Origin of the sequence: Brevibacillus sedimenti, assembly GCF_020923495.1 — a bacterium.
Classification (GTDB): Bacteria; Bacillota; Bacilli; order Brevibacillales; family Brevibacillaceae; genus Brevibacillus; species Brevibacillus aydinogluensis.
The window spans coordinates 3,364,684-3,380,415 of the sequence record NZ_CP064048.1 but is presented as its reverse complement, the minus strand read 5'-3'; the positions used below and the strand labels follow the sequence as shown (position 1 = coordinate 3,380,415).

At 56.0% G+C, this 15,732-nt stretch carries 18 protein-coding genes; all 18 read left to right on the top strand.

Going from position 1 to position 15,732, the window contains the following annotated elements:
* Window positions 1–7 precede the first annotated feature (7 nt).
* The 18 genes from trmFO to IRT44_RS16525 all read left to right on the top strand — a co-directional run bounded on the left by trmFO (window position 8) and on the right by IRT44_RS16525 (window position 15,731).
* The gene (trmFO, locus tag IRT44_RS16610; RefSeq protein ID WP_171564629.1) at window positions 8–1,330 is read left to right on the top strand and encodes an FADH(2)-oxidizing methylenetetrahydrofolate--tRNA-(uracil(54)-C(5))-methyltransferase TrmFO; all 1,323 of its coding nucleotides are present in this window, start codon (window positions 8–10) and stop codon (window positions 1,328–1,330) included.
* A 56-nt stretch (window positions 1,331–1,386) separates the two neighbouring features.
* Window positions 1,387–2,328 carry a tyrosine recombinase XerC gene (gene xerC, locus IRT44_RS16605; RefSeq protein WP_171564630.1) on the top strand — a complete coding sequence of 314 codons (942 nt, stop codon included), beginning with the start codon at window positions 1,387–1,389 and terminating at the stop codon, window positions 2,326–2,328.
* A 16-nt stretch (window positions 2,329–2,344) separates the two neighbouring features.
* Window positions 2,345–2,887 (top strand): ATP-dependent protease subunit HslV, encoded by a 543-nt coding sequence (hslV, locus tag IRT44_RS16600; protein ID WP_171564631.1) that lies wholly within the window; start codon window positions 2,345–2,347, stop codon window positions 2,885–2,887.
* A gap of 19 nt (window positions 2,888–2,906) precedes the next feature.
* Window positions 2,907–4,301, top strand: a complete 1,395-nt coding sequence (gene hslU, locus IRT44_RS16595) for an ATP-dependent protease ATPase subunit HslU (RefSeq protein WP_304415445.1) — start codon at window positions 2,907–2,909, stop codon at window positions 4,299–4,301.
* Window positions 4,302–4,337: 36 nt separating this feature from the next.
* A complete protein-coding gene (gene codY, locus IRT44_RS16590; RefSeq protein WP_171564632.1) occupies window positions 4,338–5,117 on the top strand; it encodes a GTP-sensing pleiotropic transcriptional regulator CodY in 780 nt (259 codons plus the stop codon).
* A 381-nt stretch (window positions 5,118–5,498) separates the two neighbouring features.
* On the top strand, window positions 5,499–5,912 hold the full coding sequence (gene flgB, locus IRT44_RS16585) for a flagellar basal body rod protein FlgB (RefSeq protein ID WP_171564633.1): 414 nt from the start codon (window positions 5,499–5,501) through the stop codon (window positions 5,910–5,912).
* 3 nt (window positions 5,913–5,915) lie between these two features.
* Entirely contained in the window at window positions 5,916–6,371 is a 456-nt protein-coding gene (gene flgC, locus IRT44_RS16580; protein WP_171564634.1) for a flagellar basal body rod protein FlgC, read from the top strand.
* Between the two features lie 15 nt (window positions 6,372–6,386).
* Window positions 6,387–6,686: a flagellar hook-basal body complex protein FliE gene (fliE, locus tag IRT44_RS16575; protein ID WP_171564635.1), complete on the top strand. Its 300-nt coding sequence runs from the start codon at window positions 6,387–6,389 to the stop codon at window positions 6,684–6,686.
* Between the two features lie 29 nt (window positions 6,687–6,715).
* Window positions 6,716–8,290, top strand: a complete 1,575-nt coding sequence (gene fliF, locus IRT44_RS16570; protein ID WP_230077023.1) for a flagellar basal-body MS-ring/collar protein FliF — start codon at window positions 6,716–6,718, stop codon at window positions 8,288–8,290.
* Between the two features lie 14 nt (window positions 8,291–8,304).
* Window positions 8,305–9,318, top strand: coding sequence for a flagellar motor switch protein FliG (gene fliG, locus IRT44_RS16565; protein WP_171564637.1), 1,014 nt, complete (start codon window positions 8,305–8,307; stop codon window positions 9,316–9,318).
* A complete protein-coding gene (fliH, locus tag IRT44_RS16560; RefSeq protein ID WP_171564638.1) occupies window positions 9,302–10,120 on the top strand; it encodes a flagellar assembly protein FliH in 819 nt (272 codons plus the stop codon). The genes fliG and fliH overlap by 17 nt, the downstream gene beginning before the upstream one ends.
* The gene (gene fliI / locus IRT44_RS16555; protein WP_171564639.1) at window positions 10,117–11,433 is read left to right on the top strand and encodes a flagellar protein export ATPase FliI; all 1,317 of its coding nucleotides are present in this window, start codon (window positions 10,117–10,119) and stop codon (window positions 11,431–11,433) included. Before fliH ends, fliI begins: the two co-directional genes overlap by 4 nt.
* Before the next feature lies 1 nt (window position 11,434).
* A complete protein-coding gene (gene fliJ, locus IRT44_RS16550; protein WP_171564640.1) occupies window positions 11,435–11,881 on the top strand; it encodes a flagellar export protein FliJ in 447 nt (148 codons plus the stop codon).
* A 12-nt stretch (window positions 11,882–11,893) separates the two neighbouring features.
* On the top strand, window positions 11,894–12,793 hold the full coding sequence (locus IRT44_RS16545) for a MotE family protein (protein WP_171564641.1): 900 nt from the start codon (window positions 11,894–11,896) through the stop codon (window positions 12,791–12,793).
* Between the two features lie 70 nt (window positions 12,794–12,863).
* Window positions 12,864–14,093 carry a flagellar hook-length control protein FliK gene (locus tag IRT44_RS16540; protein WP_171564642.1) on the top strand — a complete coding sequence of 410 codons (1,230 nt, stop codon included), beginning with the start codon at window positions 12,864–12,866 and terminating at the stop codon, window positions 14,091–14,093.
* 33 nt (window positions 14,094–14,126) lie between these two features.
* Window positions 14,127–14,522 carry a TIGR02530 family flagellar biosynthesis protein gene (locus tag IRT44_RS16535; protein WP_171564643.1) on the top strand — a complete coding sequence of 132 codons (396 nt, stop codon included), beginning with the start codon at window positions 14,127–14,129 and terminating at the stop codon, window positions 14,520–14,522.
* A 103-nt stretch (window positions 14,523–14,625) separates the two neighbouring features.
* A complete protein-coding gene (gene flgG / locus IRT44_RS16530) occupies window positions 14,626–15,444 on the top strand; it encodes a flagellar basal body rod protein FlgG (protein WP_171564644.1) in 819 nt (272 codons plus the stop codon).
* A 65-nt stretch (window positions 15,445–15,509) separates the two neighbouring features.
* The gene (locus IRT44_RS16525) at window positions 15,510–15,731 is read left to right on the top strand and encodes a flagellar FlbD family protein (protein WP_171564645.1); all 222 of its coding nucleotides are present in this window, start codon (window positions 15,510–15,512) and stop codon (window positions 15,729–15,731) included.
* Window position 15,732 lies beyond the last annotated feature (1 nt).

The window sequence follows — 15,732 nt, the reverse complement described above, 5'->3', positions numbered from 1 at the left end:
TACCAGCATGAATGAACAACCGTACGTAACCGTGGTGGGGGCCGGGTTGGCAGGCAGTGAAGCGGCCTGGCAGATCGCCCAATCCGGCGTCCGCGTCAAACTGTATGAAATGCGGCCGAAGACACAGACGCCCGCTCACCATACCGACAAATTTGCGGAGCTGGTCTGCAGCAATTCACTGCGGGCCAATTCGCTGACCAACGCGGTAGGGGTATTAAAGGAAGAAATGCGCCGCTTTGACTCGGTCATCATCGGCGCAGCGGACAAGTGCGCTGTTCCGGCCGGCGGTGCGCTGGCCGTGGATCGGCACGAGTTTGCCCAATATGTGACCGATGCCGTGCGCAACCACCCGCTAATCGAAGTGATCAACGAGGAAGTGACGGAGATTCCCGAGGGCATCGTGGTGATTGCCACCGGCCCGCTCACTTCGCCGGCGCTGTCGGAGAAGCTGAAGGAGTTGACTGGTGAAGAGTACCTGTACTTCTATGACGCGGCGGCGCCCATCATCGAAAAGGACTCCATCGACATGGACAAGGTGTTTGTCGCGTCGCGCTACGACAAGGGAGAAGCAGCCTACCTCAACTGCCCGATGACGGAAGAGGAGTTCAACCGCTTTTACGACGCGCTGATCACGGCGGAGGAAGCCCCGCTCAAGGAGTTTGAGAAGGAGATCTATTTCGAAGGCTGCATGCCGATTGAAGTGATGGCCAAACGGGGACGTCAGACGATGCTGTTCGGTCCGCTGAAACCGGTGGGCTTGATTGATCCGCGCACCGGCAAGCAGCCGTTTGCCGTCGTGCAGCTTCGCCAGGACAACGGAGCGGCCACCCTGTACAACATGGTCGGCTTCCAGACACATCTCAAGTGGCCGGAACAAAAACGGGTCTTTTCGCTCATCCCTGGCTTGGAAAACTGCGAAATCGTCCGCTACGGCGTGATGCATCGCAATACGTTCATCAATTCGCCCAGGCTGCTTCGTCCCACCTATCAGTACAAGGGGCGGGACACGCTGTTTTTCGCCGGACAGATGACCGGCGTGGAAGGATACGTGGAGTCGGCCGCATCGGGATTGCTGGCGGGCATAAACGCGGCCCGGCTGGCCAAGGGAGAGGAACTGCTTGTCCTTCCACCGGAGACGGTGATAGGCAGCATGGCGCGGTACATTACGACCGCAGACCCAAACAACTTTCAACCGATGAATGCCAACTTCGGGCTTGTTCCCGAGCTGCCGAAACGCATTCGCAACAAGCGGGAGAAGAACGAAAAACTCGCTGAGCGGGCGCTAGACACAATTCAGAATTTTACACAAAAAAGACACAAATTAAGTTGATATACGATTTTCGGCTGTGTTACTATATAGGTGCCTTTGAGGAGGGGGCATGCCAGATGGACAAATCGCAGCAGATATCCATAGACATTGAGCTGTTCACCCGTTACTTGCGCGTCGAAAAAAATGCCTCTCCTCATACGGTGAAGCAGTACGTGGCTGATATTAACGAATTCGTCGCCTTTATGGAACAGCACCAAATCCCCGTATTTGCTGCTGTTTCTTATTTACACGGCCGCTCTTTTCTCGCTCATTTGGCGAAAAGGGGGCTGTCACGGCGCAGTATCGCCCGCAAGCTGTCCAGTTTGCGCAGTCTGTACCGTTTTTTGCTGAGGGAAGGCCGGTTGGAGCAAAATCCGTTTCAACTGGTGTCCACGCCCAAGGTGGAAAAAAAGCTCCCTTCGTTCCTATATCCGCATGAACTGCAACCATTTTTTGACCTGCCTGACACACAGACCCCGCTCGGCATGCGCGATCGGCTCATTTTCGAGCTGCTGTATGCGAGCGGGATTCGCGTGTCCGAGCTGGTGACGCTGACGCTGGATGCGGTCCATGTCTCCAGGGGAATCGCCCTGGTGTACGGAAAAGGGGCCAAGGAGCGATATGTGCCGATCGGCAGTTATGCTTGTGACATTCTCCGGCAATACCTAGAATATGGAAGGCCAAAACTGCTATCCGGTAACAGCGACCACGGCTATCTGCTGCTCAACTACAGGGGGGAACCGCTGTCCGACCGGAGCGTCCGCCGCATCGTCGACAAATACGTGGAGCAGCACGCCCTGAACCTGCGCGTGTCGCCGCATACGTTCCGCCACACCTTTGCCACCCATCTGCTGAACGCGGGAGCCGATCTGCGGACCGTTCAGGAGCTGTTGGGCCACGTCAACGTTTCGACGACGCAGGTGTATACGCATGTGACCAAGGAACGGCTGCGCCATGTCTATGACGCGGCCCATCCGCGTGCGACCGCGCGTCATTCCGGGTCCGCCGGAAGTACATAAGCGGGAGGAATCTGCAATGGAACAGTTTCATGCAACGACGATTTTTGCCATACATCACAACGGCGAAGCGGCCATGGCCGGCGACGGACAGGTCACGTTCGGCAACAGCATGGTGATGAAGCACGGGGCAAAAAAAGTGCGCCGACTGTACCGCGGTGAGGTGCTGGCGGGTTTTGCTGGGGCTGTCGCGGATGCGATCACCCTTTTTGAAAAGTTTGAAGGCAAACTGGAAGAGTTCCACGGCAACCTGCAGCGGGCGGCTGTGGAGTTGGCGAAAGAATGGCGCATGGATAAGATCCTGCGCCGCTTGGAAGCGATGATGATCGTGATGAACAAGGAGCATCTGCTGCTCATTTCCGGCAACGGCGAAATCATCGAACCGGATGACGGCATTCTCGCGATCGGCTCGGGAGGCAGTTTCGCATTGGCGGCTGGCAGGGCGCTGAAACGGTACGCGCCTCATCTGAGCGCCAAGGAGATTGCCGAAGCCGCGCTGCGGACGGCTGCTGAGATTTGCGTGTTCACCAACGACAATCTGGTCGTGGATGAGATGAAATGAAAGGAAGGGAGGACTCCCTGTGCTGAACCTTGAGCAGTTAACCCCGCGCAAGATTGTAGAACATCTGGACGTGTACATCGTCGGGCAGGCCCAGGCGAAAAAAGCCATCGCAGTGGCGCTTCGCAACCGGTACCGGCGCAGCCGGCTGCCGGAACATCTGAGGGATGAAGTGGTGCCGAAAAACATCCTGATGATCGGGCCGACCGGCGTGGGGAAAACGGAGATCGCCCGCCGGATCGCCAAATTGACGGGGGCTCCGTTTGTCAAAGTGGAGGCCACCAAATTTACAGAAGTGGGGTATGTGGGCCGCGACGTGGAGTCGATGGTTCGCGACCTCGTCGAGGCGGCCATCCGCACCGTCAAGCAGGAAAAAATGGAGGAAGTCCGGGAGAAGGCGGAGAAGCTGGCAAACGACGCCATCGTCAACATCCTCGTCCCTTCACGCAAACAGCAGCATTCGTTCAAAAACCCGCTGGAGATGCTGTTCGGCGGTCAGCAGCAGCAGACTCAAACGTCCGATGCGGAAGATGCGTCGCTGGAACAGCAGCGCCGGCAGGTGGCCTGGCAGCTCGCGAATGGTCATCTGGAGGACCAGATGATTGAAATCGACGTGGAAGATCAATCCCCGTCCATGTTTGACCTGTTTCAGGTTCCGGGTACGGAGCAAATGGGGATGCAGATGCAGGACATGTTGGGCAACCTGCTCCCCAAGAGGACGAAGAAGCGAAAATTGCGAATAAAAGATGCGCGAAAGGTATTAATTCAACAAGAAGCGCAAAAACTGGTGGATATGGACGAAGTCACGCAGGAGTCGATTTACCGCGCCGAAAACCACGGCATCATCTTTATTGACGAGATCGACAAAATCGCCGGAAAGGACGGTCGGGGACCCGACGTCTCGCGGGAAGGCGTTCAGCGCGACATCCTGCCAATCGTGGAAGGTTCGACAGTGATGACCAAGTACGGGCCGGTCAAGACCGACCACATCCTGTTCATTGCTGCCGGCGCATTTCACATGGCCAAACCGTCCGATCTGATTCCGGAACTGCAGGGGCGTTTCCCCATCCGTGTGGAGCTGACCAGCTTGCGGGCGGAGGACTTTGTCCGGATTTTGACAGAGCCAAAAAATGCGCTCTTGAAGCAGTACAGCGCGCTGCTGGAGACGGAAGGGGTCCGGGTGGAATTTACCCCGGAGGCAATCCAGGAAATCGCCCGTCTGGCAGCCGAGGTGAACCAGTCTACCGACAACATCGGTGCGCGTCGTCTGCACACGATGCTGGAAAAACTGCTGGAAGACCTCTCCTTTGAGGCGCCTGACATTCATTTGGATGTGGTGCAAATCACGCCGGAGTACGTCCGTGACAAACTCGGATCGATTGCCGGCAACAAGGATTTAAGCCAGTACATTCTCTAAATCCGAACGATCACTATTATTGGGAGGAACGTAACAATGGATTTGTTATCAAAAACCAGAAGAATTAACCGCCTGCTGCAAAAATCGGCGGGTCATGCCGTCAACTTCAACGAGATGGCGCAAGTGCTGAGTGATGTCATTGAGGCCAACATTTTCGTCGTCAGCCGCAAAGGCAAACTGCTCGGCTTTTCGATTCACCAGGAAGTGGACAACGATCGCATCCGCAAAATGCTGGAAGAGCGCCGTTTCCCCGAAGAGTACAGCACCGGTCTTCTGAAAGTGGAAGAGACGTCTGCCAACCTGGATGTAGACAGCCCGTACACCATTTTCCCGGTTGAGATGAAAGAAGTATTCCGCTCCGGGTGGACCACCATCGTGCCAATCATCGGCGGTGGCGACCGGCTGGGTACGCTGATTCTCGGCCGCGTCAACAACCAGTTTGTCGACGATGACCTGATCCTGGCCGAAGTGGGCGCGACCGTGGTCGGCATGGAAATCCTGCGGGAACGCTCCGAAGCGATCGAGGAGGAAGCGCGCAGCAAAGCGGTTGTGCAGATGGCCATCGGCTCCCTTTCCTACAGCGAACTGGAAGCCGTGGAGCACATCTTTGAAGAGCTGGAAGGCAAGGAAGGCCTGCTGGTCGCATCCAAAATCGCTGACCGCGTGGGCATTACCCGTTCCGTCATTGTAAACGCCCTGCGCAAACTGGAAAGTGCAGGTGTGATTGAATCTCGTTCACTCGGGATGAAAGGTACCTTCATCAAGGTGCTGAACGAAAAACTGCTGCCGGAACTGGAAAAACTGAAAACTTCATGACTTTTGAAGCCCCTGGAGTCAGGAGATAATGTCTCCAGATGGTGACAATTCTGTGAAGGAAAGGTGTAGCGACAGTGAAAAGCTACACCTTTTTTCATGGGCAAATAGTCCTGTTTATTGAGTGGGACTAACTGGTCTCACGAGCCTAAAATTGGCGAATCTCTGTAAAATTATTGAATTCTAGCAAGGATCGTACCAAAAACTTAGTAATATCAGGAAGGATAAGGGATTTAGTCCCATTGAATCATTTTGAGAAAAGTTGCCACAATAGGGCTTTTTTCGTTATACCAGTTTTGCTATGATGGAGTCGTATTCTTGTGTCGAATAAGCGAGAAATTCCGACATTTATGCGGAAAAAGAGCGGAATGAGGGGGTGGAAAGATGCTGGAAAGCGTTCATTTGCAGGTCCTAGAGCGGTCGTTGGACACCGCCATGCTTCGACAACGAACCATCGCGAACAATATCGCGAATGTAGATACCCCTCAGTTCAAAAGCAAGCGTGTCGTCTTTGAGGAGTTATTGCAGCAGGAACTTGCGGGGACTGCGGGTCTACAGAAGTTGGAGGCGTACCGTACCAATGAGCGGCACATCCCATTTAACCGAATGGGGACACTGCCGATGCCGCAAATCTTGTCGAATGTCGGGAACATGATGCAACACAACGGCAACGATGTAGATCTGGAGTTTGAGATGAATGAGTTGGCCAAGAACCAGATCTGGTACAATGGTCTGACGCAGCTCACGGCAGGATACTTCCAGAAGCTGCGCAGCGTGCTCGAAGGTGGAGGGAGATAGTAGATGAGCCTGTTTCAGGGAATGGATACAAGCGCCTCTGCGCTGACAGCCAACCGCCTGCGGTTGGATACGATCGCGGCGAACATCGCCAACGCCAATACGACCCGCGCCACATTCGTGAACGGGGCCTGGCAGCCGTACAAACGCAAAATGGTGGAACTGTCGCCGGTAAACGGGCAGTCGTTTGACAACCTGCTTCAGGCGGCGATTGGTACGGTGACCGGCCAGACTGAACAAGGCGTACGTGTGACGGCAATCCGCGAAGACAATACGCCGTTCAAACGAATGTACGATCCGACGCATCCGGATGCTGACGCAGAAGGATACGTACTGCTGCCAAACGTCGACGTGATGAAGGAAATGGTGGACATGATCTCTGCTTCGCGTTCCTACGAAGCCAACGTCACTGTCCTGAACGCAGCCAAAAGCATGATGATGAAAGCACTGGAGATCAAGTAAGAGGGGGCGTAAGGAATGGACATTAGCGTGCTTTCCCGAGTGGACGCGATACAGCCAAAATCCGTGACGAAGTCGTATACGCCTGCAGAGGTCACGAAGTCCTTTTCAGCCTATCTCGCGGATGCGCTGGATCAGGTCAATCAGGCACAGGTGGAATCAGCCGTGCTGGCGGACCGGTTTGCAGCCGGACAAGTCCAGGACGTGCATCAGGTCATGATCGCAGGTCAGAAATCCACGATCATGCTGCAAATGGCCTTGCAGGTGCGCAACAAGGTGATTGAGTCCTACCAGGAAATCATGCGCATGCCTATTTAACGTCGTCGGTATTCTTGGTGAGGTGAACCATGAACGAACGTCTTTTACAGTATAAAGAGCAAGTCTTGACGAAATGGAATCAGCTTTCGCCTAAGCGAAGGTGGATGATTTCCGGGATCGTGCTGTTTTTGCTCATCTCGCTCGGCCTATACATATACATTGCCTCACAGCCGGTCTACACGCCCCTCTACAACCAGAGGCTGAGTGAACAGGAAATCGGATTGATCAAGCAGGAACTGGAAAGCAAGAATATTCCATACCGCATCACGAATAACGGGACGAACATCGAGGTTCCGCAAAAGCTGGCTCAAGATGTCATCGTCGATCTGGCCGCTCAAGGAATTCCCAGCCAGGCAGGCATCAACACGGAGATCTTCTCCAACACGCTGGGTGTTACGGACCGTCAGTTTGACGTGATGAAAAAAGAGGCGCTGCAGCAAGAACTGCGCAAGATGCTGGAACGGGTAAACGGTGTCCGAAGCGCTCAGGTGATGATCAACCTGCCGGAGGAAAGCATCTGGATCACGGAAAAGCCTGAATCAGCAACCGCCTCCGTCATCGTAGACGTGGAACCGGGTACCCGGTTGGACCAAAAGCAAATCAACGCGCTGTACCTGTTGGTATCCCGCAGCGTACCCAAACTGCCGCCGGATAACATCACAATTTCCGACCAGTACTCCAATCTGCTGGAGTGGAAGGATGGCACCGAAACGGAAGGCTCGCTGACCAGCTTCGAGCAGCAGGAGAAAATCAGAGCCAACGTCGAGCGCGAGATTCAGCAAAACCTGTACCAACTCCTGGGCACGATGATGGGCAGGGATAAGGTCATCGTCCATACGTTTATCAAGATGAATTTCGACAAGGAAAACCGCGTGGAAAACCTGGTCGAAGCGCCGGATAAGGAAAACAACGAAGGACTTATCATCTCATCCCAAAAATCATCCAAAACGTTCTCCGGGCAGGGTGCTCCTCCTGGCGGAATAGCAGGAACTGGCGAAAATGCCGTCCCCGGTTATCCGGGAAGCTCGCCGCAGGGAAGCAACAGCCAGTACGAAGAACTGAGCGATACGATCAACCGCGAAGTAAACCGAATCACCCGCAACATCACGATGAGCCCGTACAAGATCGAGGACATCACGATCAACGTCGGCGTAGAGCCTCCGGAAGGCGGGCAGTTGGATGATCAGACCATCGAAAGCATCAAGCAGGTACTCCGCAACGTGGTGCGAGTCACGTTAAGCGACAGTGGCGTGCAGTTGACCCAGGAGGAACTGGACCAGCACATCTCTGTCTTGCCGCGTCAGTTCTCCGGCAAGGTGGCAGTTGACAGCTCCACCGACTTGACACCGTATTTGTACGGAGCAGGTGCAATCGCCCTGTTGGCTCTTGGTGCGGTCGCATTCCTTATCTATCGCCGCCGCCAAGCGAAGCTGCAAGAAGAAGAGGTTCCGGACCTGATGCCGCCGCAACCGATGGAGATTCCGGATTTGACCTACCAGGAAGACACGGATCAAGTGGTGGTGCGCAAGCAACTGGAAAAACTAGCGCGCAGCAAGCCGGACGAATTCGTTGTCTTGCTTCGCACGTGGTTAGCTGAAGACTAAGGAGTGAAAACAGTATGGCTCGCGGCGCCAAAGAGTTGACCGGACGACAGAAGGCAGCAATCCTCCTCATCTCGCTCGGGCCGGAAATCTCCGCCCAGGTGTTCAAGCACTTGCGCGAAGATGAGATTGAACAGCTTACGCTGGAAATTGCCAACGTCCGGAAGGTTGATTCCGATGAAAAAGACAAGATTCTTGCTGAGTTTCACCAGATAGCGGTCGCCAAGGAAGTCATTGCCCAAGGCGGAATCACATACGCAAAGGAAATTTTGCAAAAAGCGTTGGGCGAATCGAAAGCGATGGATATTATCAACCGTCTGACCGCCAATCTGCAGGTACGCCCGTTCGACTTTGCCCGCAAAGCGGACCCGGGCCAAATCCTGAACTTTATCCAGAACGAACATCCGCAAACAATTGCCCTGGTGCTCTCCTATCTGGAGCCGCAGCAGGCAGCGATGATTCTCTCCGCGCTGCCGCAGGACCGGCAGGCTGACGTGGCCAAGCGGATCGCGCTGATGGACAGCACGTCACCGGAGGTCATCGCCCAGGTGGAGCAGGTTCTGGAGCAAAAACTGTCCGCAACCGTCACCCAGGATTACACCCAGGCTGGCGGTATCGAAGCGATCGTCGCCGTTCTCAACGGCGTGGACCGCGCAACCGAGCGGACCATTTTGGACTCGCTGGAGATCCAGGACCCCGAACTGGCAGAAGAGATCAAGAAGCGCATGTTTGTCTTCGAAGACATCGCCACGTTGGACAACCGTTCCATCCAACGGGTTATCCGCGACGTGGAAAATACCGATCTTCAGCTCGCGCTCAAGGTGGCCAGCGAGGAAGTCCGCGAAGTCATCTTCCGGAACATGTCCAAACGGATGGCAGACACCTTCAAGGAAGAAATGGAGTTTATGGGTCCTGTTCGTCTGCGCGACGTCGAAGAAGCTCAATCCCGCATCGTCGCAATCATTCGCCGCTTAGAAGAGGCGGGTGAGATCATCATCGCCCGCGGTGGAGGGGATGATATCATTGTCTAGAATCATCAAGCTGTCCCACTACCAGGCTTCAGACGAATCGGTATTCCTTGAATTAAGGACTTCACCATTACAGACGGAGCAAACTTCCGAAAGGTTGCAAGAAAATCATCAATTGGTAAAAAATGCTGAGGAAGAAGCGAAAATTATCCTCCAGGATGCGGAAGAAACCGCGCAGGGCGTGCTTCGCGAGGCCATGGAGCAGGCCGAGGAAATCAAGCGGCAGGCGCTCGCGGAAGTGGAACGCTGGTGGGAGGAAAAACGGCGCGAAGCCGAAGCTCTGTTTCAGGAAACGCGGGAACAGGCGAGCCGGGAAGGATTTGACGCCGGTTACGCAGATGGAAAGCGGCAGGCGTTGGAAGAAGAGACCGCTTGTGTGGAACAAGCCCGTTCCCTTCTGGAGCAGGCGTACGCCGAAAAGGAACGGATCATCGCCGAAGCGGAACCGTTCCTGGTAGAGCTAAGTGTGGACGTAGCACAAAAAGTGATTGGGACGGAGCTGCACAGCTCGCCGGAAACGGTTTTGGAGATGGTGAAAAAATTGCTGCGCCGCTCTCGGGTGCACGGCCACGTGACCGTCTGCGTCAATCACCGCCACTACGCATTTGTCCAGGAGCAGCGCGCCCAACTGCTTGCCCTCCTGGACGGACAGGCGGAGCTCTCCATTTACCCGGATCACACCGTCCAGGACGACGGCTGCGTGATTCGGACGCCGCTGGGAAGTATCGATGCCCGAATTGATACGCAATTGCATGAAATCAAACAGTGTTTGCTGGACATCGCCAGGGGGAGTGAAGTGACATGACGATCCTCGACCTGGGGAAGTACAGGCAGGCGCTGGAGGGTATCGACCCGGTGCGGGTCAACGGAAAGGTTACGCAGGTGGTGGGTCTTACCATCGAGTCGCAGGGCCCGGAAGTGAAGCTGGGAGAAATCTGCCAGATCTTCCCGCAAAGCGGCGAGCCCATCATCGCGGAGGTAGTCGGCTTCCGGGACAACAAGGTGCTGCTGATGCCGCTTGGGGAGCTGACGTCCATCGGGCCGGGCAGTGACGTCGTAGCCACCGGCAGCGCGCTGTCCGTCAAGGTGGGGCCGGAAATCCTCGGCAAGGTGCTGGACGGATTGGGGCGCCCGCTGCAGGGAAGCATCCCGCCTGGCCTTGCCTCCTATCCGACCAACAATGCACCGCCCAATCCGCTGCTTAGGCCGCGCATCAGAGAACCGCTGAGCGTGGGCGTGCGGGCCATCGACGGGCTCTTGACGGTCGGAAAAGGACAGCGTGTGGGGATTTTCGCCGGTTCCGGCGTCGGAAAGAGCACGCTCCTGGGAATGATCGCCCGCAACACGACGGCGGACATCAACGTCATCGCCCTGATCGGGGAACGCGGCCGCGAGGTGATGGAGTTTATCGAGCGGGATCTCGGGGAAGAAGGACTAAAACGGTCGGTCGTCGTTGTCGCCACTTCCGACCAGCCCGCCATGATCCGGATCAAAGGGGCGATGATCGCCACCTCGATCGCCGAGTACTTTCGGGACCGCGGCCTGAACGTCATGTTGATGATGGATTCGGTTACCCGATTTGCCATGGCGCAGCGGGAAATCGGCCTGGCGATCGGCGAACCGCCGGCGACACGCGGTTACACCCCGTCCGTGTTTGCGCTGTTGCCCAAGCTGTTGGAGCGGGCCGGCACGGCGGACAAAGGCAGCATCACCGGTTTTTACACCGTTTTGGTTGATTCTGACGACATGAATGATCCGATCGCGGACGCGGTGCGCGGGATTTTGGACGGGCATATCGTCCTCGACCGAAAAATCGCGCAAAAGGGACACTTTCCGGCGATTGACGTGCTTGCCAGCGTCAGCCGGGTAATGAACGAGATCTGCACCGAACGTCATCTTGAAGCGGTCCGCCAGGTGAAGCGTCATTTCGCCACATTCCGGGAAGCGGAGGACCTGATCAACATCGGCGCCTACAAGCCGGGGACCAACCGGGAGATCGATGCGGCGATCCGCTACAAGGACATTATCCGCGATTTTACGGCGCAGGGAACGCACGAACCGTCCGATCTGGACACCACGATTCAGGCGTTAACCGCCCATTTCGGAGGGGTGAACTAGCGTGAACGTGTTCCGGTTTCAACTGCAAAAAGTGCTGGATGTAAAAGAAAAGGAAAAAGAGCAGGCCGAGTGGGCGTTTGGCAAGTCCGTGCAGCGAAAGAACGAAGAGGAGCTCAAGCTGTTTCGACTGACGGAGCGGCATGAGGCAGTGACCAACATGCTGCACGAGGCGCAAAGCCAAACCTGCAGCGCAGCCCAGTTGATCGAACTCAGCCAGTACCGTCAGGCGGTCGAACAGTCCATTGTCAACCAGCGCCGGACGCTGTACGGGTGTGAACAGGAAGTGGAGCGCTGCCAGCGCAGACTGGCGGAACGGGTGCAGGAGACGCAACTGTGGCAGCGGCTGCGGGAAAAGGCGCTCGGGCAGTTTCTCTACGCGGAAAGACTCAAAGAGCAGAAAGAATTGGACGAGATTGGCACGCAGCTCTATCTTCGCAGGAGCAACTGAGGGAGGTTCACGATGGAAGAGATCCAAGAAGAACGGGAGTACAGCAGGTGGGAATGGTTTTTCTACATGATTGCAATCCCCGCTCTGTTTGCCACTCTCCTCGGAGGCGTGCTTCTCAGCCTGTTGGGATACAACGTGTTGGGCAGCGTGCTCAGTTGGGCCAACACGATTCCGATCGTGGAAAAAATCGTGCCTGACCAGTACGCGATGTCCGATGCAGAAGAGAAGTCAGTCGACATTGGCAAACAGGTGAGCAGCTTGCAGGAGGAGCAGGCGAAAAACAAGCAGACAATCGCCAACCTGCAGAGTGAAACGGCGAAAAAGGACGCCACCATTCAGGCGTTGGAAAAACAGGTGCTGGATCTGCAAAAGCTGCTTGAGGACAAGCGCACCAGCGAGGAAGAGCGGCAAAAGCAGTATCAGGACCTGGCCAAATTGTACGCGACGATGTCGCCGAAAAACGCAGCAGCCATCGTCGAAAACCTCAGCATGAGCGAAGCGGTTTCGGTCATGAGCAAGATGAAAGCGGAGCAGCAGGCGAACATACTGGCCAAGATGGACCCGAAAAAAGCGGCCGACATCTCCATTCAATTAAAGGATACGGTGGTAAACAAGGACGATGACATCGCCGCGCTGCAGGAACGGGTACAAATCTTGACCAAGGCGCTGAGCGAGACGCGAAAGGATACGACCAGCATCGATTCGCTGATCCAGACCTTCTCGCAAATGCCGGCTGCGGATGCCGCTACCGTCATTCGTACGCTGATGGGTACCGACCGCAACCGGGCCATCTCGATTATGGCCGGCCTGTCTCATGACAAACGGGCGCAAATCCTGGCGGCAATCGCCCAGCAGGACAGCCAGCGGAAAGAAAACGTGGCTGCGCGCATCACGAGCGAGTTGCTTCGATAGGCGACGGGCCATACAAGCACCGCGTCTGTCGTTTTCATAAGCAACAATACAATCCGAGGAGGTGAATGAGATGAATGTAGCCAATGTGAAGGGAGCTCCGGCGGCGTCCGCCATCACAGTCGGCGTCTCTGCACAGCCGAATCCGGAGGGTGGAGATCTGTTTGCTGCACAGATTGGCAGCGTGCTGCAAAATGTGCAGGCGGGGGAACCGTCTCAGTCCCTGCCAGGCGAAGCAGGCGCCGAAGACATGGCGCTGCTGGCTGATCTGCTGGCACTGATCCAACAGCTTTTCCCGACGCTTCACATGCAGGATCCCGAAGAGGTTGCCGCTACGTTCACTCAGCGGGGCATCCCGCAGGCGACGGCAGAAAAACTGGCCGAAGCCATCGTATCGTTCGCACGTGCCGAAGGAGGCGCGAAGGTGATCGAATGGCAGCAGGTGGACAAGCAGGTGGAGGCTCTGCTGAAGCAGTTCGGCGAGGAGCTGCGGGCAGCAGCCGGCAAACAGGAAAGTGACACCAGAAAGCAGCCGCTTGTCCTGATCCATGGAAAAGGCGGCATCCGGAGCGCGGAACCATCTGTCGTTCCCATCCGGCACGCGGAAAAGGAACTCACCATGCAGTCCCTTCGCGTCACCCAGGCCCTGTCCAGCTACCAGGCGGAAGCCGCCGTGCAGGTGCGCAGCAGCAGCACACCCGTTCAGCAGACGCTGAATGTGCAGGCTTCGCCGCTGGCGGAATCGGAATCAGTCATCTTGCCTGAGCACGCGGTTGCTCTTCCGTTCCACCAAGTGGTGAATCACGGCAGAATTCCGCAGCAAACGGTGACAGCTCATCCCGTACACGCCCAGCAGTTTGCGCAGCAAGTCACGCAGCTGTTTGTCCAACAGATGAAAATCACCCAGGGGAACGGCGTGCACGAGGCCAAACTGATTCTCCACCCGCAGTCGCTGGGCCAAGTGGACGTGATCATCACCGCTCGTGACGGGGTGATTACGGCTCAGTTTTCCGCGGAAACGGCAGCCGGCAAGGAATTGCTGGACAACCAGCTTCCGCAGCTTCGCGCAGCGTTGACCCAACAAGGTCTGCAGGTGGATCGCCTGGAAGTCAATCAGCATCAGGCAAGTTCGTTTGCCTTCCAGCAGCAGCGGGAGCAGGCACGTCAGCAAGGCGATGGGCGCCAGCGACAGGAACAGCAGGAAGATCAGGTGGAATTTTCGCTGGAAGGACTGCTGGAGGATAGTGATTTTGCCGCGGTTGGGCGGGAATTGGGCCGTGCTGCCTTTACTGGCATTCGCTAGCCGGGCTAGCTGTTCGTGAAAGGGGGGACCGCCATGCACACGTTTTACGTGGGGCAGACCTACTTTCCCAACAAGCCAAAGCGACCAGCTGCTGTTAGCACGACCGGTGCGGAACCGGCAGGCAAATCGTTTCGCCACTACCTCGCCGAGTCTGTTGACAAAGCGAAAGGCCCCAAGCCCCTCACGTTCAGTCAGCACGCACTGATGCGTCTGCGCGAACGGGGGATTTCGCTCAACGAAGCCGAGCTGAACCGACTGCAGTCGGCTGTGCAAAAAGCGGCTGACAAAGGGGCGAAAGAATCGCTGATCTTGATGGACAACGTCGCCTACGTCGTCAGCATCATCAACCGAAAAGTGATTACCGCCGTCGACGACGTCAGCATGAAGGAAAACGTGTTTACCAACATCGACAGCGCGGTCTTTGCATGAATGGATCAGAGGGCTGGACCTCTCGGAGGAAGCCCGTCGGCTGCCGAATGACCGAGGCAGTCGCCAATAGACCCGATACCTGTTTGTGAAGGAGGAATTGTTAATGCTTCGTTCCATGTACTCCGGCATTTCCGGTCTGCGCGGTTTTCAAACCAAACTGGACGTAATCGGCAACAACATTGCCAACGTGAACACGGTAGGATTCAAGAAAGGCCGCGCGATGTTTCAGGACATTCTCAGCCAAAACATTGCCGGTGCGACTGCACCAACCGATGACGGCAAGGGCGGTTCCAACCCGATGCAAGTCGGACTGGGGACGCAGATCGGTTCCATTGACACGGTGTTTACGGCCGGCAGCCCGATGACCACCAACGTGATCACGGATTTGGCGATCGAAGGGGAAGCGTTTTTCATGGTTACGCCGGATGGCGGCGAGACGTACTACTACACCCGTGCCGGCAACTTTACCCGTGACGCGCTTGGTTATTTGGTAAACCCGCAAGGTTTGAAACTGGTAGACGTGAATGGCGAACCGATTCAAATCTCGCGGAACGATGGTATCGTTTCTTACTCCATCGGTAAAGACGGGGTCATCACCACGGTGGATGAGGCTGGAGAGCTGGATTCTTCCATCCAGATCGGGTTGATGACGTTTGACAACCCGGGCGGCCTGAAGAAAATTGGCAACTCCCTGTACGAATATACCGTCAACGCAGGGGCATACGGAGAAGATCCGACCACACCGATTGATGCGGCAACTGCCAAGGTGAACATCATCTCCGGTCAGTTGGAGATGTCCAATGTGGACCTGTCTGAAGAGTTTACCGAGATGATTGTCGCTCAGCGCGGGTTCCAGGCCAACTCCCGCATTATCACCACGTCCGACACCGTGCTGGAAGAACTGGTCAACCTGAAACGATAACGCCTAGCGGATGAATGAGGGGGAGGCGGTCATCCCGCCGCCCCCCATCCCGAAAGGAGCAGCCGATGATCAGACTGACGCGATTTAACGGCGAGGAGTTTTACCTCAACGCTACCCATGTCGAAATGGTGGAATCCACTCCCGACACGGTCATCACGCTGTTTAACGGCAAGAAATACATCGTCAGGGAAAGCGCTGAGGCAGTGGCTTCGCGGATAGTGGACTTTTACAGGCAGACGTTCCCGGCAAGCGCGGCGCCGCGCGTTCCGGACGATTTCATTGAATAGC